The following is a 19,317-nucleotide window of genomic DNA, read 5'->3' on the forward strand; positions in this document are numbered from 1 at the left end:
CATGAAACAGCCCGCGCTGCTCGCCCTCGCCCTGCTGCTATCGGCCTGCCAGAGCCAAAACCCGTACAAGGCCGAGTCCCGACCGCTGCCGCCCGCCCCGCCAGGCGCGGCGACCACCTTCGACAGCAGCGCCTACCCCGCCGCGCCACGCGACTACGGCCGCTACCGCAGCTGGACCTGGCTCGATGGGCAGCTTCCCGCCGGTAACAACTGGGCGACGCCCGAGCAGATGGCGGACATGGTCAACTCCGGCCTCGACCAGCACGGCCTGCGCCAGGCACGCAATCCCGGCCAGGCCGATCTCAAGGTCAGCGCCAGCCTGCGCTACGAACGGCGCCTGCGGCAGTACGACGACTATGGCGGCGCCTACTACGGCAGCGGACCGTGGCGCGACCAGTACGGGGCATGGGCCACCGTGCCGGTCGTGCGCACCTATGAGGAACAGGTGGCCGTGGTCTACCTGGAGTTCTATGACGCCCGCGACAACCAGCCGGTGTGGAGTGGCAGCGGCGAAACCTACGCCAACGGCAGCCGCTCCGACGGCGTGGCCGCGCTGCGCGAAGCGGTGAAGGAAGCCCTGGACGACTATCCGCCGAATTGAGTGAAAGCCTCGGGATAGAGCGCCCTCAATTTCCCCTTGCCGACTGTCTTGCCTTGCGTTTCGATAATGATTCCGGCAGAGGAGATCTGATCATGACCCGCCTCACGCTACTCCTTTCCACCGTCCTGCTCCTGGCCGCCTGCCAGAACTACAACGTCAATCGCGATTACGACAGCTCTCGCGATTTCGGCGCGTACCGCAGTTGGAGCTGGAAAGAGCCCGCCCTGCAGTACAGCCCCGACGATCCGCGCATCAAGAGTGACCTCACCGAACAGCGCATCCGCGACGCCGTCGGCCAGCAGCTCGACCAGCGCGGCCTGCGCCCGGCCACCAGCGGCAAGGCCGACCTGGACGTGCAATCCTGGCTGATAGTCGATGAGCGCCAGCAGCAGAGCAGCTACAACTACGGCGGTTACTGGGGCGGATATTGGGGAGGTTACTGGGGTGGACCGGCCTACACCGAAACCCGCGTCTACACCTACAAGGTCGCCACCATCCAGGTGGACCTGTATGACACCAAGGACGGCAAGCTGGTCTGGCGCGGAAGTGCAGAACAGATCATGAAAAACTCGCCGCCGACTCCGGCTGAACGTGAAGCCGCCATCCGCGAAACGGTCGCCAAGGTGATCGCCCAGTACCCCCCGCACTGAGGACCTCATGCCCGCTGTTAATCCCCAACTGCAATACCGCCCCGCCAGCGCCGAAGACCTCCACGAAATCGTCCGCTTCCCCCAGGATGCGGACGAACTGTTCTTCGCCTACCCCAAGGCCAGCTGGCCGCTCACCGTCGGCCAACTCGCCGCCGCCATGGCCGAGCGACGCGGTAGTACCGTCGCCCTGCTGGACGGCAAAGTCGCCGGCTTCGCCAACTTCTACCAATGGCAGCACGGCGAGTTCTGCGCCCTCGGCAACATGATGGTGGCGCTCTGGGCACGCGGCCATGGCGTGGCCCAGTACCTGATCGGCGCCATGGAGCGCCAGGCCCGCGAGCAGTACAAGGCCAGGCTGATGAAAGTGTCCTGCTTCAACGCCAATGCTGGCGGCCTGCTCCTCTACTCCCGGCTCGGCTACCAGCCACGCGCCATCGTCGAACGCCTCGCCCCGAATGGAAGGCGCGTCGCCCTGGTGCAGATGGACAAAGCCCTCACGGATTGAGTCCATGACCATGCGCCGCGATCAGCCCTGAACCGGTCGGCACCTTTCGGTCCAACAGCCCAGCCCCTCACTAAACTTATCCACATGGCATCGGCCAGCGCCGATGCCGGGTGGGGAGCGGGAGGCTCCTCCTTGCGTGCCGGCAACGCAGGCTTATCGGGAGCGATGAGCCACCGCCTGGCAGGAGGTGTCCCATGACCATGATCACCCAGCTGCAAAGCAGCCTCATGCAGCACAAGACACGCTTCGACGTGCTCAATCACACCGCATCCATGACTACCCGCGAAGCCGCCCGCCGCGCCGGCGTGCCGCCGCAGCAAATGGCCAAACCGGTAATACTCGACGACTTCCAGGGCCACTGGATGATGGCCGTGGTGCCCGCGTCACGTCATGTCGACCTGGAAAAAGTCCACAAACTCACCCACCGCCATTGGCGCCTGGTGCGCGAACGGGACTTCGGCAAACGCTTCGCCAACTGCGAAACCGGCGCCATCCCCGCTGTGGGTAACCTGTTCGGCCTCGACACCCTCATCGACCAATCCCTGGCGGAACAACCGGACATCTACTTCGAATCCGGTCGCCATGACGAACTGGTGCACATGAGCGGCAAGCAATACATGGCGCTGATGCCGGAAGCCAAGAGCGGGAAACTCTGCGAGTAGCAGCTGCGTTGTGGGAGCGAATTCATTCGCGAAAGAGTTCGCTCCCAAAGCCAGCTCATTTGTGAAGTGGGCTTGCCAGTTTCCTACCGGATATCCCCACAGAAAATGTCGTAATTGCCATCTGCGGGCGTCGTCCGCAGTACGAGTGAGTAATCGCCCGCGCGTAACGCCGAGAATGGAACCGGCGCGGACTTCGACATTCGCCAGACATCACCCCGGAAATGGCGCTCGGTGGTCAGCGTATTGTTCAACTCATATGCGGGCGATGCCCCGGGATGCGCGCAACTTCCCGGGTAGATGAAGGTGTAAAGGCGGACGGGGCGGGTCGTGAAGGAAGGTACGCCGCTGATCACAAACGAAATGCTCGTCTCATCGCCCCGCGGCACCAGCGTCGCCTGGGCGATACGCCCGGCGTTCTTCGGCGTGGCGTTCAGCCTGACTTCGAGCAACTCTTTCCTGGCGTCGCCTGTCGGGCCCGCGCACGCGCACAGTCCGAAAACGGCAAAGATCAGTACCAGATACCTTGCTGCATTCATCGCTGGCCTCCCACGCTGAGAAGCGCCGTTGCTCACTAATCCACTATAAGCGGGCGTTTGGAGGCAGCCGTGCCTCTCGACCCAACGGTCGAGAACGCAAGAAAAGAGCAGAGAAAAGCCCCGCAAATCGGGGCTTCTAGAGAGGTACGGAGGAAGTTGATACCTTCCTCCGCGATCGAGACGAACTCAGGGTTTGTATTGGGTCTGCGCAACGCACCACTTGCTGGCTGGATCCTTGGCCTTGGTGCAAGAGTTGCGGAAGATCACCTGAGCATGCTGCTGGCAATTACGGAACTGCTTGGTGCCTTTCTCGTTCTTGCTGCAGACGGTATCCAGCGCGATGGTGCCGTTTCGTTCCTGCCAGTTCAGGTAATAGTTATCGCTGTCTTTCTTGGCTGCGGGAGCCCCGGCAAATGCCACGCTCGCCATAAGGACCAGCGCGCTGCCGAATGCGAATCGGATAGTCATGTCCAACTCCTGATAATCGCTTGCTTCAGTGCGCCTTCTCAGAGGCGCTGCCTTGGAGCGGTGATACCTGTGTCATTGCGGTGCGTTCAATTGAATGAGCAGCAAACTGCCGGCTGCCCGCTCCCCATGAAGCGACTGCGAGAGAACTGCATTGAATAGTGATGAGCACGACGCAAGCCTGCAAGAACCACACGCACAAGCGGACTGACCGTTTGTCTAAATGTCAGGATCGACACTAAGAAGCGGGCGCAAGCCACGGAAACTCATGAAAAAAACCGAGGGTCGAATTTCGCTCCTGAAAAGCTCAAGCGTTATCCGTATGTGCTTTTCCATATCGACCAGAACGAGAGGTAGATGTTTGGCGGGAAACGGCATGGAATGATCGGTATTCAGGGTGAATCGCTACCGTTGCCAACATGCTTTGGCAAATTTTGACAAAAAGTGAGTACCCATGAGCACCATGAATATCTCCCTGGCCGACGCCCTCAAGAGCTTCGTCGATGAGCAAGTCAGCCAGCGCGGCTATGGCACCAGTTGCGAATATGTCCGCGAGCTGAACCGCAAGAACCAGGATCGCCAGCGTCTGCGCCACCTGCTTCTGGAAGGCGCCGCGTCCTCTCCCGCCGCCCCGGCTAATGACAACTACTTCGAAGCACTGCGCAATCGGGTACGGAGCGCCAAGGCATGAAGGCCAAGCCCATCATCCCCCGGGCACTGGCCAACCAGGATATCGACGACGCCATCAGCCACTACCTGAGCGAAGCAACCGAGCACGCTGCACTTGGTTTCATCGACGCCCAGGAGCGGAGCTACAAGCACATCAGCCGGCATCCAGAGTCGGGCTCATCGCAATACGCCCACGAACTCGATCTGCCGGGATTGCCTTCCTGGAAGTTGAAGCGCTATCCCTACCTGGTCTTCTACATCGAGCGTCACGATCACATCGATGTGTGGCGCGTCTTGCATGGGATGAGCGATATCCCGGCCTGGATGCAGCAGAGCGACAGGAAATACATCTGTTCCCATTCTTCGCTGACAGGCACTGGCTTCAATTGCTAACCAAGCAGGAGCTCGAGGACGGAGGCTCGGGCATAAATACTATGGGATTTAGAGTCGCAACGAATGGTAATGTTGGCACCTTTCAACGAATCGCCAACGGGCATTTAAAGTGGTAAGAGAGTTCGAGTTCGTCAATTTTTTCAGGGCCATTGCGGCACTTTGGGTATTAGTGGCGCACTGCATGATCTGGGGTGGCTGGTACTGGGAAGCACTTCCGGCGGCGAAGATCGCGGTCAACCTGTTCATGCTGATTTCCGGTTTCCTGATGATGGCGAATGCCACAGCTCGGAAGGACTCGGAGCCAATGACGACAGGGAAGAGTTGGGCGCGCTTTTGGGTCCGGCGTTATTTCAGGCTGGCTCCGGCCTATTACCTGTCACTCGCCCTGGCAGTGCTATTCAGTTCTTATTTTCTTCTCGGTTATAAAGAGCTCCAGAACCTCAATCCAGCGTGGGTTGGCAGTGACGGTGGCGTCTACGATCCGATGCGGATCAAATACACTGCCATGAATGTATTTCTACATCTCACGCTGCTGTTCGGACTGCACCCGGAATACTCATTTTCGACATTCTTACCGGACTGGAGCCTCAGCCTGGAAATTCAGTTCTATTTAGTCTTTCCGGCTTTATTCCTAGTATTCCGCCGGATTGGCGTTGCAAAAGCGTCTTTGTTTATCGGCGTCCCCGTGTTTCTCGTCGGAGCGTGGATCTCTTCGAAAGTCCACTATTTCGAGCCAGCGCTCATAGTCCTGAGACTGAACTACTTCCTCGCTGGCATGGTTCTTTTTTCTGCCATGGAGACAGAGGTTTCCAAGAGGCGACGGGCAGGACTCATCGCTTGCGCCATGGCGCTCGTTTATATCGGTTCAAGGGTTGAACCAGACCCCCTCGTGTTGCCGAGTATCTTTCTTTTGATGCTTGTCATCGGTCTTGCCGAGAAGTCTGGCCGGGCACCTTCCTGGTTGTTCAGCTTGATCAACAACAAGGCCGTGCGATTCGCATCGGACACATCCTATGGCGTATATCTCTTTCACGGATTCTACATTGCGGCCTCCGGGCTTATCATAACCCGCGCCCCATTCCTTCTTGATCTGCCTCCACAGCAGCGCGTAGGTGTCATGCTGGTATTTGTTCTGACTGGGGCGTACCTGACCGCTTACTTGGTCTACAAGGCTGTTGAGCTTCCAGGTATTCGGCTTGGCGGCAAGATAAACCGCTCTTTGTTCCCATCAGCGCAGAAGCCAGTAACTGCTTGAATCGAAGAACGCTGAGTGGCCAGCGATCAATCCCACTACTAAAACTGAGCGATGCCGAAACCATCAGGTTCGCCAGTGTAATCGCCTTGCCACTAATGATGTGCGGCTGTAAGTCCTTCTCGACACAGACTCAACCGCTATCTATTCAGTGCAAACCGGTACTACTGCCGCCGGCGTAGTTATGGCGCCGCAAGAGCCCAACTTGATGCAATGCATGCTCAACGAATTGTCGCTATCACCGACGCCGGAGACCACTTCTCGTTCCACACAAGGAGATTTCTGTTCCCCTATGTGGCGCCAAATGCGCTCTCATCGCTGTGCTCTCCTCTCTCAATCGCCCGAGGAGAACCCCATGCAAGCCCACGAAGGTGAGTGTCGGGAGGGTGATGTTCTGTCGCTGAATGTCTTGGAAGGCAGAGCGAGTGAGGAGTTGATGAGGTTGTTGCTCACACCCACGGGATAGAGATCGAGGCTGCGGCGATCCATGGCGACGCGGTGAGTCTGACCATCAAGCGACTGCCTGACGGCCGCTGGAAAGTCGATACCGAACCCATCAAACGCCGCCGCTTCGCAAGACGTTTAAGACCAAGGATGAAGCGCAGCGTTTCGAAGCCACCTGCCGCGCCAAGGTGATTGATTCTCCCGACTGGCTCCCCCGCCCCAAGGACACACGACGGCTCCTAGACCTGATCGATCGCTGGCGACTGCTCCACGGCCACGCCCCGTCGGACATCTACCGCACCGAGCTGGTACTGCGGCGCATGGCCGAAGGCATGGGCAACCCCATCGCTTGCCAATTGAATGGCGCCCAGTACACCGAATACCGCGCGAAACGCCTTGCGGCGGGCATCACCGGCAAGACGGTGAACACCCAACTCGGCCACCTCTGCGCCGTCGTCAACATCCTCCAGGAACTGGGGGAGATCGCCCCCCCCAATCCGCTGGCCAAGGTGAAGCCGCACAAGCTCCATGAACGGGAGCTGTCCTACCTGAGCCGGGAACAGATCGAGGTGCTGTTCAACGCCATCCGCGAGCATTGCCGAACGCCGCATGCCGCGATGGTTGCGACCGTCTGCCTGGCTACCCCGGCCAAGTGCTGCGCCACAGCTTTGCGTCGCACTTCATGATGAACGGCGGCAACATCCTCACGCTGCAGAAGATCCTGGGCCACGCCTCGCTGAACATGACGATGCACTATGCACACCTGGCCCCCGATTACCTGCGCGAAGTGATCAGCCTTGGGCCAATTCGGGATTTTCGACACTTCTTCGACACCCAAGCCGAACCGGCACCGGGCCAATAGCTGAAAGCCCCGTAATACGGGGCCTCTAGCGTGGGGATTGGCGGAAGGCAGTGAGAGTCGAACTCACCCAGGAACGGCTGCCGTCCCCCACCGGGTTTGAAGCCCGGCCACGCCACCGGGCGTGCTTGCCTTCCATAACTCGTGATCAGGGGCTGGGCGCTTGGGCCAGTGCGGAGTCTTCCCTGATCTTGCGTTGGTCGCCGATGCGGCGGGTGTAGCCGATGCGGTCGAAGTATTCGAGTAGCTGGATGCTGCGCTTGCGGCCGATGGCGAGGCGGTCGCGCCAGGCGGCGGCTTTGATGGTGCCGTGTTCGTCTTGCAGTTGCCGGGCCAGTGTAGCCAGTTGGTGGATGGTCGTGTCGAGGTAGAACAGGTCCTTCACGATCTGGTGCAGAAGGCCGAGGCGGGCGAGTTTGCGTTGCAGCAGGCGCATGGCGCCCTCCTCTACTCCCAGCTCCTTGGCCAGGTCGCGAACCCAGGGCGGGTCATATCGGCCGGCCTCCAGGAGCGGCCAGATGCGTTGGCGCAAGGCTTCGTCGGCCTCGTTCAGTTGGACCTGATGATCGGGCAGATGCAGCCACGGCCCGCTGGATTGGACAGTGCCTGCGCTCAGGTGCTGTTCCAGCAGGGTGATGAAGACGGGCCGTTCAAGTTCGGAGAGCGCGTAACGGCGCAGACGGTCGCGGTCGGGGCCGAGTTCGTCGGGGAGTTCGGCGTGGAAGCGTGCCAGGCCGTCGAGCAGTTGCTGTTTCAGTGCCTGCCAGCGTTCCCTGGCGAACAGTCGCTGACCGATACGGGTGGTGATTTCTACCGCCTCAGGAGGCAGCGTCCAGCCGGTGCGAGGTTGGTTGAACTGCCGCTCCAGCAAATGCGGAGCGAGGCCGTTGCTGGCCGTCCCAAGGAGGGCGGGCAAGGCGGCTTCCAGACCTTCGCCGCGCAGCGCTTGCAGTTGCGCCAATCGCTCCGGCGTACGGCGATTACGCGCAGGCGCGAAGGGGTCGAGTACGCGGCCGCCGCCGAGGGTTCGCTGGGCGGACTGGTCGCGCAGAACCAGGCGATCACCGTGCACCGCATGGACAGGCGCATTCAGCAGCAACTGGGCGAACATGCGACGGCCTGGCAGCAGGCTGTTGCCTTCCAGCAAGGCCACGCGGCCGGTGACATCCTGGGCGCCGAGGTGGATATGCACCGGCGTCCAGTGAGCGAAGTCATGGGGCTCGCTGGACAGTAGGCGCAGATCGATGTCCACCCGCGTGGTGGGCGCCAGCAAGGCTGGGGCCAGTAGCCAGTCGCCCCGATGAATCTGGTCCAGGCTCAGGCGGTCGCCCGTGATGTTGAGGGCCACGCGTTGCCCCGCATGGCCCTCTTCGACTTGCTGATTGCGTGCATGCAGGCCGCGCACGCGCACCGTCTTGCCTGAGGGGCTGAGGACCAGTTCATCGCCCACTTTCACCTGCCCCGCGAAGGCGGTGCCGGTGGCCACCACTCCCGCTCCGGAAACGCTGAAAGCGCGGTCGATCGGCAGGCGGAAATACCCGTCCGTGCCGCCCTCGGTGCGGAGCGCGGCTTCCGCCAGCAGTGCCTTGCGAAGGTCTTCGATGCCCTTGCCGCTCAGGCTATCCACAGGAAATATTTCGGCGCCTGCCAAGGGCCCCGGCGCCAATAGCGCAGTGACTTCAGCGCGCACCTGGTCCACACGTTTGGCATCGACACGGTCGAACTTGGTCAACGCGACAACGGCCCTGCGAACCCCCAGCAGCTCGGCGATGGCAAGGTGTTCGCGGGTCTGCGGCATCACGCCGTCATCGGCGGCCACGACCAGCAGCAACAGGTCGATACCGCAGGCACCGGCCAGCATGTTGTGGATAAAGCGTTCGTGACCGGGCACATCGATGAAGGCGGTGGGCTGGCCGTCACCCAGGTCTGCATGCAGGTAGCCGAGGTCGATGGTGATGCCGCGCTCGCGCTCAGCCGGGCGGCGGTCGCCTTCCAGGCCGGTGAGGGCCTTCAGCAATGCCGTCTTGCCGTGATCGATATGGCCTGCGGTGCCGACTATCACTCCACGGCCCCCTGCAATTGCGGCAGTTGGGCGAGGAAGGCGGGTTCGTCGTCGAGTTGGCGCAGGTCGAGCCAGAGGGCGTCATCGTCGAGACGGCCGATCACCGGGATGGGCAAAGTGCGCAGACTTTCTTCCAGCAAGCGCAGGGCGCGACCGCGCAGGCGTTTGGGCTGTTGCGGGCGCAGGCACAGGGCTGCGCTGGGCAGCCGTGCCACCGGCTGCGCGCCACTGCCGATCATGCCGAGTGCCGGCGCCGCGCTCACCAGCCAGCCGGTACCAAGTTGCGCAGCCAACGGTGGCACAAGGCGTTCGGCCTGAGCCTGGATGTCCTGCTGCGGGCGAATGAGCAGGCGCAGGGTGGTGAGGCGTTCAGCGAGGCGTTCCGGGTCGCGATACAGGTCGAGCACGGCCTCCAGTGCAGCAAGGGTCAGTTTATCCACGCGCAGGGCGCGCTTGAGCGGGTTCTTCTTGATCCGGCCGATCAGCTCCTTGTTGCCGAGGATCAGCCCGGCCTGGGGTCCACCCAGCAGTTTGTCGCCGCTGAAGGTGACGATGTCGGCGCCGTCGCGCAGGGCCTCCTGCACAGTGGGTTCCTTGGGCAAGCCCCACCGTGTGAGGTCCACCAGGGTGCCGCTGCCAAGGTCCTCCAATAGCGGCAGGCCATGGGCGTGGGCGATGGCCGCCAGCTCTGCCGTGGGTACGCTGGCGGTGAAGCCCTGCACGCTGTAGTTGCTGGTGTGAACCCGCATCAGCAGGCCGGTGCGCGGGTTGATGACGGCCTGGTAGTCCTTGGCGTGGGTGCGGTTGGTGGTGCCCACTTCAACGAGCTTCACACCGGCTCGGGCCATGATGTCGGGAATGCGAAAGGCGCCGCCGATCTCGATCAGTTCGCCTCGGGAAATCACGCCTTCCTTGCGCGCGCCAAGGCTGTTCAGCGCCAGCAGCACCGCCGCGGCGTTGTTGTTGACCACGGTGACCGCTTCGGCACCGGTCAGCTCGCGGACCAGGCCGGTGATGAGATCGTCGCGGTCGCCGCGCTTGCCGCTGGCGAGGTCGAATTCCAGGTTGAGCGGGAAGCGTGCGGCAAGGGCGATGGCTTCGATGGCTTCATCCGGCAGCAGGGCGCGGCCGAGGTTGGTGTGCAGCACGGTACCGGTGAGGTTGAACACCCGCCGCACCCGACTGGAGTGGGCTGCGGCAAGGCGCTCGCCAGCGCGGCCGGCGAGCACTGCATCAGTCAGTTCGATGGCAGCGAGCTGACCATGGCGCGCCGGCTCGCGCAATTCGTCGAGCAGGTCACGCAGGGTCTTGAGCAGGGCCTCGCGGCCGTAACGCTGTTGCAGTGGGGCGCAGGCCGGGCTGCGCAGCAGGCGGTCGACAGAAGGCAAGCGAGCGGCCGACATGAGCATTCCTTAGCGTGGGGCATTGGGTCCGTGCTTGAGTCTAGGTGCTTATTCCGATCCGGGGGCCAACAGGAGGTTGGGCGCGCGGCGCAGATAGCCCTCCTCGCTCAGGCGTACGTCGAGGTCGAGACTGGCCAGGTCATCGGCCTGGGCTTCGGCCTCGGCATCGAACTCCAGGTAGCACTGTTTGAGGTAGCCCTGGCAGCTTGGGCAGGTCTCGGCGCGGATGGCTGCCTGCTCACCCTTCACGCCGTCGCGTTCGAGGGAGAGGTGAGCGAGGTGTTTGCTTTCCTGGCAATGGCTGCATTTCAGGCGCACGTAGTGCCATTCGCACGAGCACAGCGAACACGCCAGGTAGCGCAGGCCGTTGTGCTTGCCGCGATGACGGATCATGCCGCTGACCGGCGGAGAACCGCAGGCCGGGCAAAGGACCTTGGCTTCGTTCTCGACGATGGCACCATCCGGCAGGGCCAGCATCCAGTGGCTGAAGGCGACTTGCAGCGCGGCGCCGACAAAGGGCGCGATGGCCGGTGGCAGGAGGTCGAACTGGCCGCTGAGCAGGCCCACGCCCCAGGTCTTGCGCTGGGCGGTATCGGCTTCGCCCAGCTGTTGCAAGGCATCGGCGACGGCCGCGTTGCTGGGCACCGGGAAGCACTCCAGCAGGGCATCCAAGACGGCAAGCCAGCCATCGGCGCGCACCAGTGCTTCATAGGCAATGGGCGGCATGCCGTGTTCGCGGCTGCGCGCCAGGGCTTCGGGGGCCGGACCGGGAAGTGGCGGTGGATTGTCCAGCACCTGCTGCTGGGCATCGCAGAGTGCAGCGACCAGCAGCAGGTAGCCGGCAAGCGGATGGCCTTCGGCGAGCTGGCGCAGGCGTGCCGCGCGAATGCGGAACAGATCGGGCCCCGGCAGGTGGAGAAAGGGCGGGATGTTCGCGGCGGCTTCGATCTGGCCGGGTTCGAGAATCTGGGCTGGCACGCAGGACTCCTTCGGTGGATTGGTTGAGGCTTGTGTAGGGTGGGTGGAGCAACGCGATACCCGCCGTTTGCGCCGAATTGATGGGTATCGCTACGCTCGCGGAGCGCCGCCCGACCCACCCTACGAACCTGTGCTTGGGATCGTTGGGCTTCGCGGAGCTCAGCCCAACCTACGGGGCCGCTTCGCGGCCCTTGGCGAATGAATTCGCCCCCACAGAAAAGCGGTCCCGAGGTCCACTGCTCAGCGTTTGCCGCTCTCTTCCTTGCTGATTTCCTTGTACCAGGCGCCGTGGTGTTTGCGTGCCCAGCCCCTGCTGACCCAGCCGTGGAGCATCGCGCTGATGGAGCCCTTGATCCAGATACCGGCATAGATGTGGACGATGATGCTGCAAATGAGCACCCAGGCCGCGACGGCATGCAGCAGGGCGGCAAGGCGGATGATGTCGATGCCGAACAGATGGCTGAAATACTGCCGCCAGATCACCACGCCCGTGGCCAGCAGCACCAGCATGCTGAGCAGCAGGACCCAGAACAGCATCTTCTGCCCGGCGTTGTAGCGCCCCACGTCCGGCAATCGGTCCTCGCGGTTGTTGACCACGTCCTTCCATTGCCTGAGCCATTGGCTATCGGACTTTTCCCAGCGGTTGTGGTGGGCGAAGCGCATCACCAGCCAGATGAAGAAGAGGAACATGGCGACGCCGAGGAAGGGGTGCAGGATGCGTGTCCAGGGACCGCCGCCAAACAGGTTGGTCAGCCAGAACAGGGCCGGATGGAACAACGCCAGGCCGGACAACCCGGCGAGGAAGAACAGGATGGCCACCGCCCAGTGATTGCTGCGCTCGGAGGGGGTGTAGCGTTCGATGTCTTTGTTCATGTCGGGCTCCATGCTCGGGGCAAGCCACCCTCACCCCGGCCCTCTCCCACAGGGAGAGGGAGTAAAAAGCACATCAACTCGGTGCCTTGGGATCGAAGCTGTGCACCGTTGGGTCGACCTTGTGCACGGCCGGGTCAGCGCGCGGGGCTTCGTCTTCCTCCACCTTGTTCGGGCCGACCCGCACGTAGTGGAAGAAACCGAACAGCGCCACCACGCCCATCCCCAACAGGGCCAGGGGCTTGGTCACGCCTTTCCACAGGCTGACCATGGGGCTGATGGCCGGGTCGTTCGGCAGGCCGGCGTAGAGCGACGGCTGGTCGGCGTGGTGCAGCACGTACATGACGTGGGTGCCGCCGACGCCCTGCGGGTCATACAGCCCGGCGTTCTCGAAGCCGCGGGACTTGAGGTCAACGATGCGCTCGGCGGCGTGCTCCTTCATGTCTTCCTTGCTGCCGAAGACGATGGCGCCGGTGGGGCAGGTCTTCACGCAGGCCGGCTCCAGCCCCACGGACACGCGGTCCGAACACAGGGTGCACTTGTAGGCCTTGTGGTCCTTTTGCGAGATACGCGGGATGTTGAAGGGGCAGCCGGTGATGCAGTAGCCGCAGCCGATGCACTTGTCCTGGTTGAAGTCGACGATGCCGTTGGCGTACTTCACGATGGCGCCCGGGCTCGGGCAGGCCGCCAGGCAGCCGGGCTCATCGCAATGCATGCAGCCGTCCTTGCGGATCAGCCACTCCAGGTTGCCAGCCTCGTTCTCATGCTCGGTGAAGCGCATCAGGGTCCAGGTGTTGGCGCTGAGGTCCGCCGGGTTGTCGTAGGTACCGTGGTTCTGGCCGACCTCGTCACGCAGGTCGTTCCATTCCGAGCACGCCACCTGGCAGGCCTTGCAGCCGATGCACTTGGATACGTCGATGAGCTTCGCCACTTCGTCCATCTCGCGAACGGACGGCATGGGCGTCGTGGTGGCGGAGCGGGCGATGATGTCTTGTGATGCCATGGCTCAGCTCCTCATGCCTTTTCCACTTTGACCAGGAACGACTTGAATTCCGGCGTCTGAGTGTTGCCGTCACCCACGAAGGGTGTAAGCGTGTTGGTGATGTAGCCGGCCTTGGCCACGCCGGAGAAGCCCCAGTGCAGCGGGATGCCGACCTGGTGCACGGTCTTGCCGTCGACGGTCAGCGGCTTCAGGCGCTTGGTCACCACCGCCACCGCCTTGATGAAGCCGCGGTTGGAGGAAACCTTGACCCGGTCGCCAGCGGCGATACCCAGTTCCTTGGCCAGGGCCTCGCTGATTTCCACGAACTGCTCGGGCTGGGTGATCGCATTCAACCGGCAGTGCTTGGTCCAGAAGTGGAAGTGCTCGGTGAGCCGATAGGTGGTGGCGGCGATGGGGAACTGGTCCGCCTTGCCGAACATTTCCCAGTCGCCCTTGAACACCCGCGCTGCCGGGTTGCTGGTGACCTTGGCGTTGTCCGGGTGCAGCGGGTTGCGTCCGATCGGGGTTTCGAAGGGCTCGTAGTGCTCGGGGAATGGCCCCTCGTTCATCTTGTCGAGGGCGAAGAAACGCGCCACGCCTTCGGGGTTCATGATGAACGGGCTCATGCCGGCTTCCGGCGCGAGATCGGCCTTGTAGTCGGGCACATCGGTGCCGGTCCAGGCCTTGCCGTTCCACCACACCAGGCGCTTCTTGTCCGGGTTCCACGGTTTGCCGGACGGGTCGGCCGAGGCGCGGTTGTAGAGGATGCGCCGGTTGGCCGGCCAGGCCCACGCCCAGCCCAGCGTCTGGCCCATGCCGTAGGGGTCGGCATTGTCGCGACGGGCCATCTGGTTGCCCGCGGCAGTCCAGCTGCCCGCGAAGATCCAGCAGCCGCTCGCGGTGGTGCCGTCGTCCTTCAGCACGGCGAATCCGGGCACTTGCTCGCCGGCCTTGAGCAGCACCGCGCCGGTTGCCGGATCGGTGAGATCGGCCAGGGCCTTGCCATTGAACTCGCGGGCGATCTCATCGGGCCCCGGCTCGTCCGGGCGCAAGTAGCTCCAGTCCAGGCCCAGGATCGGGTCGGGGAAAGCGCCGCCCTCTTTTGCGTACGCCGCCCGCAGGCGATGGAACAGGCCGCCCATGATGGCGATATCGGTGCGCGCCTGGCCGGGTGGCTCGGCACCCTTCCAGTGCCACTGCAGCCAGCGCCCGCTGTTGACCAGGGAACCGTCTTCCTCCGCGAAGCAGGTGACCGGCAGGCGGAATACCGTGGTTTGGATGCTCGCGGTGTCGACGTCGTTGAATTCGCCGGCGTTACGCCAGAACTCGGAGGTCTCGGTGGCGAGCGGGTCCATGACCACCAGGTACTTCAGCTTGCTGAGACTGTCGGTGACCTTGGCCTTGTTGGGGAACGATCCGATGGGGTTGAAACCCTGGCAGAAGTAACCGTTCACCTTGCCCTGGTACATCAGGTCGAAGTAGCGCAGCACGTCGTAGGCCGGTACATCGAGCTTGGGCAGCCAGTCGTAGCACCAGTTGTTCTCGACGGTGGCCGACTTGCCGAACCAGGACTTCATCAGGCTGACGTGGAACTTGCCGTAGTTCTGCCAGTAGGACATCTGCCCCGGTCGCACCGGCTTGGCGGCGCGCTTGTCGATATAGGCGGCATAGTCCTGCTCGGCGTCGGCCGGCAGGGTCAGGTAACCCGGCAGGGAGTTGGAGAGCAGGCCGAGGTCGGTCAGGCCCTGGATGTTGGAGTGACCACGCAAGGCGTTCATGCCGCCACCGGGCATGCCGATATTGCCGAGCAGAAGTTGCACCATGGCGCCCGTGCGGATCATCTGCGAGCCCACCGAATGCTGGGTCCAGCCCAGGGCATACATGATGGTCATGGTCCTGGTCGGGTCCGATGTCTCGGCGATCAGACTCCAGACCTTCTCCAGCAGCTCCTTCGGCGTGCCGCAGATGCTGCTGACCAGGTCCGGCGTGTAACGGCTGTAGTGCTGCTTCATCAGCTGGAACACGCAGCGCGGGTCTTGCAGGGTCATGTCGGAACTGACGTAGCCGTCCTCGCCCTTGGCGTAGCTCCAGGTGGACTTGTCGGGGTAGGCGCGCTTGGCTTCGTCGTAACCGCTGAACAGGCCGTCCTGGAAGGTGAAGCCTTCGTTCACGATGAAGGGGGCGTCGGTGTAGTTGCGCACGTATTCGTGCTGGATCTTGTCCTGGGTGATCAGGTGGTTGATCAGTCCGCCAAGGAAGGCGATGTCGGTCCCGGTGCGGATCGGCGCGTAGTAGTCGGCGACGGAGGCCGAACGGGTGAAGCGCGGATCGACCACGATCAACCGGGCGTTGTTGTGCGCCTTGGCTTCGGTGACCCATTTGAATCCACAGGGGTGGGCTTCGGCGGCGTTGCCGCCCATGATCAGCACCAGATCGGCATTCTTGATGTCGGTCCAGTGGTTCGTCATGGCTCCTCGGCCAAACGTCGGGGCAAGACCTGCCACCGTCGGGCCATGTCAGACACGCGCTTGGTTATCGAACCCCAGCATGCCCAGGGAACGCACCACCTTGTGGGTGATGTAGCCCGCCTCGTTCGAGGAAGCCGACGCAGCGAGGAAGCCCGTGCTCAGCCAACGATTCACGGTCTGGCCCTGGTCGTTCTGCGTGACGAAGTTGGCGTCGCGGTCGGCCTTCATCAGCTTGGCGATGCGGTCGAGGGCGTCATCCCACTCGATGCGCTTCCATTCGCTGGAGCCGGGCTCGCGAATCTCGGGGTACTTGAGACGGTTGGGGCTGTGGACGAAATCCAGCAGTCCCGCGCCTTTCGGGCAGAGGGTGCCGCGGTTCACCGGGTGATCCGCGTCGCCTTCGATATGGATGATGTTCTGCGCGACGTTCTTCGCGGCATCGCCCTGGCTGTACATGATCAGGCCACAGCCGACCGAGCAGTAAGGGCAGGTGTTACGTGTCTCGATGGTGCGCGCCAGTTTGAAATGACGTACCTGGTCGGCGAAGGCTGCCGGGGGGGCGACCCCCAGAGCCGCCAGGCTCGATCCTCCAAGGCCCACGGCACAGACCTTGAAGAACTGTCGACGGTTCATGTCCATCGTGTTCTCCCTTATCAGGCAGGCGGTACCCGGTACATGCCGGGCATACCTCTTGAAAGGTTAGTCAGGTTCGGGGGTATTGCCAGAATGGGGAGGACCACCCGGGCCCCCTCAGCCCGTACTTCTGCAGCCATGACAGTTCACGCAACAGCCATCGACAATCTTCGACTTGGTAATAACAGTCTGTATAAGGCGCTGTAAGCCCCGATTGGCTCGGGCTTCAGCGGATAGGCAGCATTTCGTCCGGCGATCGACGCGCTAACCGGTAAGGGCCTCGGGCATACTAGGCGCCCCTCGAATTTCCCCCGGAGATCGCCATGCCCAAGGCCTGGTGGCTGCTCGCCCTGCCCTTCGTCGCCGGTGCCTTCCTGCCCCTGCAGGCCGGTATCAATGGCCAGTTGGCCAAACAGATTTCCAGCGTCATGAGCGCTGCCCTGGTGTCCTTCGTGGTGGGCACCCTGGCCTTGCTCACGGTGGTACTGATCCAGCGCGAGTTGCCGACCTTCGATGCACTCAAGGGCGTGAGCTGGTGGCAGTGGAGTGGTGGCCTGCTGGGCGCCGTGTTCATCGCCACCGCCGCCTTTGCCGGCCCGCGTATCGGCGCGCTGCTGTTCATGACGCTGGTGCTGGCTGGCCAACTGAGCATGGCCCTGACGCTGGATCACTTCGGCTGGGCCGGCTTCCGCGAGGCCCCCGTCAGCATCGGCAAACTGGCCGGTCTGGCGCTGATCGTGGGTGGCGTCTGGCTCATTCGTCGGGGATAAACGGCGGCGAGAGGGCTGACCCCGAATTCGCTCGGTTGGAGCTGGGCAGCCCTGCGACTGCCCATTTGCCACTCACAACCTGAACTTGCCCACCTGCTGCGCCAGGTCCCCGGCCAGGCGGCTCAAGGTCTGGCATTCCTCGCGGCAGCCACGTACTTCGCTGGCCGTCGCATGGGCCAGGTCGGCAATGCCCTGGACGTTGCGGTTGATTTCCTCGGTGACCGACGACTGCTCCTCGGTGGCCGCCGCGACCTGATGGTTCATGTCGCTGATGCGCTCCACCTGATCGGTGATGGCGCCCAGGGAGGTGCCGGTACGCTGGCTGGCCTCGACCCCGGTACCGGTCGCCGCCTGGCCGGCGTGCATGGAATGCACAGCGGTTTCGGCGCCGTGCTTGAGGCGCTGGATCATCTGCTGGATTTCATCGGTGGAAGCCTGGGTGCGGCTGGCCAGGGTCCGCACCTCGTCGGCGACCACGGCAAAGCCCCGCCCCATTTCGCCGGCACGCGCGGCCTCGATGGCGGCGTTCAACGCCAGCAGGTTGGTCTGTTCGGAGATGCCACGAATCACCGCCAGTACCTGGTCGATGGAAGCGACCTGGCTGGCCAGCTCGCTCACCGCCGAGGCGGCGACGCCGATTTCGTTGGACATCTTCTCGATGTGTCCGACGGACTCGCCCACCACGTGGCGCGCCTGCAGGGACTCGTCGCGGGCTTGCTGCGAAGCCTGGGCGGCGGTGCCGGCGTTGCGGGCAATCTCCTGCACGGTGAGGCCCATCTCGTGCACGGCGGTGGCGACCATGTCGGTCATTTCCTGTTGCTGGCTGGAGCGGCTGGCCGTGTTGTCCACCACCTGGGCCACCTGGCCTACCACCTTGTGCAGGCGTTGGCTGGTGTCGAGCACTTCGCCGATCAGGCTGCGCTGGCTTTCCAGGAAGCGGTTGAAGCCACGGGCGAGGTCGCCCAGTTCATCGGCACGGGACTCGTCCAGGCGACGGGTGAGATCGCCGCCACCGCCACCGATTTCCACCAGCGCCGCAGTGACCTGGCGAATGGGCCGAACCAGGCCGCGCGCCAGCACCACCACCAGCAGCAGGCAGAGGGCGAGCACACCGAAACCGGCGAAGCTGCTGGTCCACATGGCCTTGCGCGCTTCGGCGTAGATTTCCGCCTCGGGCACTTCGCTCACCAGTTGCCAGCCGAGGCTTTCCAGGGGTCGGGCCAAGGCCAGGTAATCCTCGCCATCGCGGCTGAAGTGAATGGCCTTGCCGCCGGACGCCAGCAGTTGGGCGGCGGAGTCGGCACCGAAGACATCGGCCAGGCGTGCACTGCCATTCAGGGCGGCGTCAGGGTGCACCTTGATGTTGCCTTCGCGGTCCATCAGGAAGACGCGACCGCGCTCACCGAAGCGGAAATCGCGGATCATCTCGGACATGGACTGCAGGCTGTAGCCCAGGCCGGAAACACCCAGCGTCTTGCCGTTGCGGCTGATGCGCTGGTTGATGAACAGGGTCGGCAGGCGGGTGCCCTTGTCGATATCGATCTCCAGCACCCGGCTCCGGTCGCTGTCCACCAGCTTGTAGAACCACTGGTTCTCCGGCTGGCTGCGGGAAATGGTGCGCGCCAGGCCCTGGCCCGTGTAGTAGTGACCACTGTCCAGCACCGCGATGGAGGTGGTGGTGGCGTTCTGCTGAGCGCGCACGCCTTCCAGGTAGCGGGCAAAGGCCTCGGCGCGGGCCGGGTCTTCGCCTTCGGCCAACCAGTCCTGCACCAGCGCGTTCTCGGCGATGCCGGCGTTGGCGGTAATGGGAGCGGCCAGGGTGCGTTCCAGGGAGTTGCCGATCGCCTGCACGCGGGCAGGCAGGGCTTCATCCAGCAGGAAACGTTCGGTCAGGCGGTTCATCAACACCGAGTAGATGCCAATGACGATGAGAATGCCGGCGAGCAGGGCTGCGCCCATGCTGAGGATCAGCTGCCACTGAATACTGCGTTGCCAGAGGCGCATGGAGTTGTCTCCTTGGAGTGCTTGTTGGAGGCGAGACGAGGGCGGGAGATTGTATACAAACTGTTCAACAATATTCCCACTCTTTGCCAACAAGACTTATCGGCGCGCCAG

17 protein-coding genes, 1 tRNA gene and 1 pseudogene are annotated in these 19,317 nt (G+C 63.1%); 9 read left to right on the forward strand and 10 right to left on the reverse strand.

Going from position 1 to position 19,317, the window contains the following annotated elements:
* The first annotated feature begins 1 nt into the window (after window position 1).
* The 4 genes from E8E95_RS25570 (at window position 2) to E8E95_RS25585 (ending at window position 2,418) form a co-directional block, all read left to right on the forward strand.
* Window positions 2–601, forward strand: coding sequence for a DUF4136 domain-containing protein (locus E8E95_RS25570; protein WP_280354860.1), 600 nt, complete (start codon window positions 2–4; stop codon window positions 599–601).
* Window positions 602–693: 92 nt separating this feature from the next.
* The gene (locus tag E8E95_RS25575) at window positions 694–1,251 is read left to right on the forward strand and encodes a DUF4136 domain-containing protein (RefSeq protein ID WP_179059672.1); all 558 of its coding nucleotides are present in this window, start codon (window positions 694–696) and stop codon (window positions 1,249–1,251) included.
* A 7-nt stretch (window positions 1,252–1,258) separates the two neighbouring features.
* Window positions 1,259–1,756, forward strand: a complete 498-nt coding sequence (locus E8E95_RS25580) for a GNAT family N-acetyltransferase (protein ID WP_280354862.1) — start codon at window positions 1,259–1,261, stop codon at window positions 1,754–1,756.
* A 194-nt stretch (window positions 1,757–1,950) separates the two neighbouring features.
* Window positions 1,951–2,418, forward strand: coding sequence for a YbaK/EbsC family protein (locus E8E95_RS25585; protein WP_077523645.1), 468 nt, complete (start codon window positions 1,951–1,953; stop codon window positions 2,416–2,418).
* 83 nt (window positions 2,419–2,501) lie between these two features.
* Here E8E95_RS25585 and E8E95_RS25590 read toward each other — a convergent pair whose 3' ends face one another.
* Together E8E95_RS25590 and E8E95_RS25595 are read right to left on the reverse strand one after the other, a co-directional pair.
* Window positions 2,502–2,954 carry a hypothetical protein gene (locus tag E8E95_RS25590; protein WP_280354864.1) on the reverse strand — a complete coding sequence of 151 codons (453 nt, stop codon included), beginning with the start codon at window positions 2,952–2,954 and terminating at the stop codon, window positions 2,502–2,504.
* Window positions 2,955–3,140: 186 nt separating this feature from the next.
* Window positions 3,141–3,422 carry a hypothetical protein gene (locus tag E8E95_RS25595; RefSeq protein WP_280354866.1) on the reverse strand — a complete coding sequence of 94 codons (282 nt, stop codon included), beginning with the start codon at window positions 3,420–3,422 and terminating at the stop codon, window positions 3,141–3,143.
* Between the two features lie 451 nt (window positions 3,423–3,873).
* Here E8E95_RS25595 and E8E95_RS25600 point away from each other — a divergent pair, with 451 nt between their 5' ends.
* The 4 genes and pseudogenes from E8E95_RS25600 (at window position 3,874) to E8E95_RS25615 (ending at window position 7,039) form a co-directional block, all read left to right on the forward strand.
* Entirely contained in the window at window positions 3,874–4,110 is a 237-nt protein-coding gene (locus tag E8E95_RS25600; RefSeq protein WP_280354868.1) for a type II toxin-antitoxin system ParD family antitoxin, read from the forward strand.
* Window positions 4,107–4,481, forward strand: a complete 375-nt coding sequence (locus tag E8E95_RS25605) for a type II toxin-antitoxin system RelE/ParE family toxin (protein WP_280354870.1) — start codon at window positions 4,107–4,109, stop codon at window positions 4,479–4,481. Before E8E95_RS25600 ends, E8E95_RS25605 begins: the two co-directional genes overlap by 4 nt.
* Window positions 4,482–4,590: 109 nt before the next feature.
* Window positions 4,591–5,736 carry an acyltransferase gene (locus E8E95_RS25610; RefSeq protein WP_280354871.1) on the forward strand — a complete coding sequence of 382 codons (1,146 nt, stop codon included), beginning with the start codon at window positions 4,591–4,593 and terminating at the stop codon, window positions 5,734–5,736.
* A 501-nt stretch (window positions 5,737–6,237) separates the two neighbouring features.
* A pseudogene (locus E8E95_RS25615) lies at window positions 6,238–7,039 on the forward strand (tyrosine-type recombinase/integrase).
* A gap of 38 nt (window positions 7,040–7,077) precedes the next feature.
* Here E8E95_RS25615 and E8E95_RS25620 read toward each other — a convergent pair.
* The 7 genes from E8E95_RS25620 to fdnG form a co-directional block, all read right to left on the reverse strand.
* Window positions 7,078–7,173: transfer RNA gene (locus E8E95_RS25620), tRNA-Sec, on the reverse strand.
* A gap of 11 nt (window positions 7,174–7,184) precedes the next feature.
* Window positions 7,185–9,098, reverse strand: a complete 1,914-nt coding sequence (selB, locus tag E8E95_RS25625) for a selenocysteine-specific translation elongation factor (protein WP_280354872.1) — start codon at window positions 9,096–9,098, stop codon at window positions 7,185–7,187.
* Window positions 9,095–10,501: an L-seryl-tRNA(Sec) selenium transferase gene (selA, locus tag E8E95_RS25630; RefSeq protein WP_280354873.1), complete on the reverse strand. Its 1,407-nt coding sequence runs from the start codon at window positions 10,499–10,501 to the stop codon at window positions 9,095–9,097. Before selA ends, selB begins: the two co-directional genes overlap by 4 nt.
* Before the next feature lie 48 nt (window positions 10,502–10,549).
* Window positions 10,550–11,479, reverse strand: coding sequence for a formate dehydrogenase accessory protein FdhE (gene fdhE / locus E8E95_RS25635; RefSeq protein WP_280354874.1), 930 nt, complete (start codon window positions 11,477–11,479; stop codon window positions 10,550–10,552).
* Window positions 11,480–11,719: 240 nt separating this feature from the next.
* Window positions 11,720–12,352, reverse strand: a complete 633-nt coding sequence (locus E8E95_RS25640) for a formate dehydrogenase subunit gamma (protein ID WP_280354875.1) — start codon at window positions 12,350–12,352, stop codon at window positions 11,720–11,722.
* Between the two features lie 73 nt (window positions 12,353–12,425).
* On the reverse strand, window positions 12,426–13,352 hold the full coding sequence (fdxH, locus tag E8E95_RS25645; RefSeq protein WP_280354876.1) for a formate dehydrogenase subunit beta: 927 nt from the start codon (window positions 13,350–13,352) through the stop codon (window positions 12,426–12,428).
* An 11-nt stretch (window positions 13,353–13,363) separates the two neighbouring features.
* Window positions 13,364–16,438, reverse strand: coding sequence for a formate dehydrogenase-N subunit alpha (gene fdnG, locus E8E95_RS25650; protein WP_280354878.1), 3,075 nt, complete (start codon window positions 16,436–16,438; stop codon window positions 13,364–13,366).
* Window positions 16,439–16,755: 317 nt separating this feature from the next.
* On the opposite strand from fdnG, the gene E8E95_RS25655 reads away from it, so the two are divergent.
* Window positions 16,756–17,202, forward strand: coding sequence for a DMT family transporter (locus E8E95_RS25655; RefSeq protein WP_280354880.1), 447 nt, complete (start codon window positions 16,756–16,758; stop codon window positions 17,200–17,202).
* Window positions 17,203–17,274: 72 nt separating this feature from the next.
* Here E8E95_RS25655 and E8E95_RS25660 read toward each other — a convergent pair whose 3' ends face one another.
* Window positions 17,275–19,206 (reverse strand): methyl-accepting chemotaxis protein, encoded by a 1,932-nt coding sequence (locus E8E95_RS25660; RefSeq protein ID WP_280354882.1) that lies wholly within the window; start codon window positions 19,204–19,206, stop codon window positions 17,275–17,277.
* Window positions 19,207–19,317: the final 111 nt, after the last annotated feature.

Origin of the sequence: Pseudomonas sp. BN414 (assembly GCF_029871275.1) — a bacterium.
Classification (GTDB): Bacteria; Pseudomonadota; Gammaproteobacteria; order Pseudomonadales; family Pseudomonadaceae; genus Metapseudomonas; species Metapseudomonas resinovorans_C.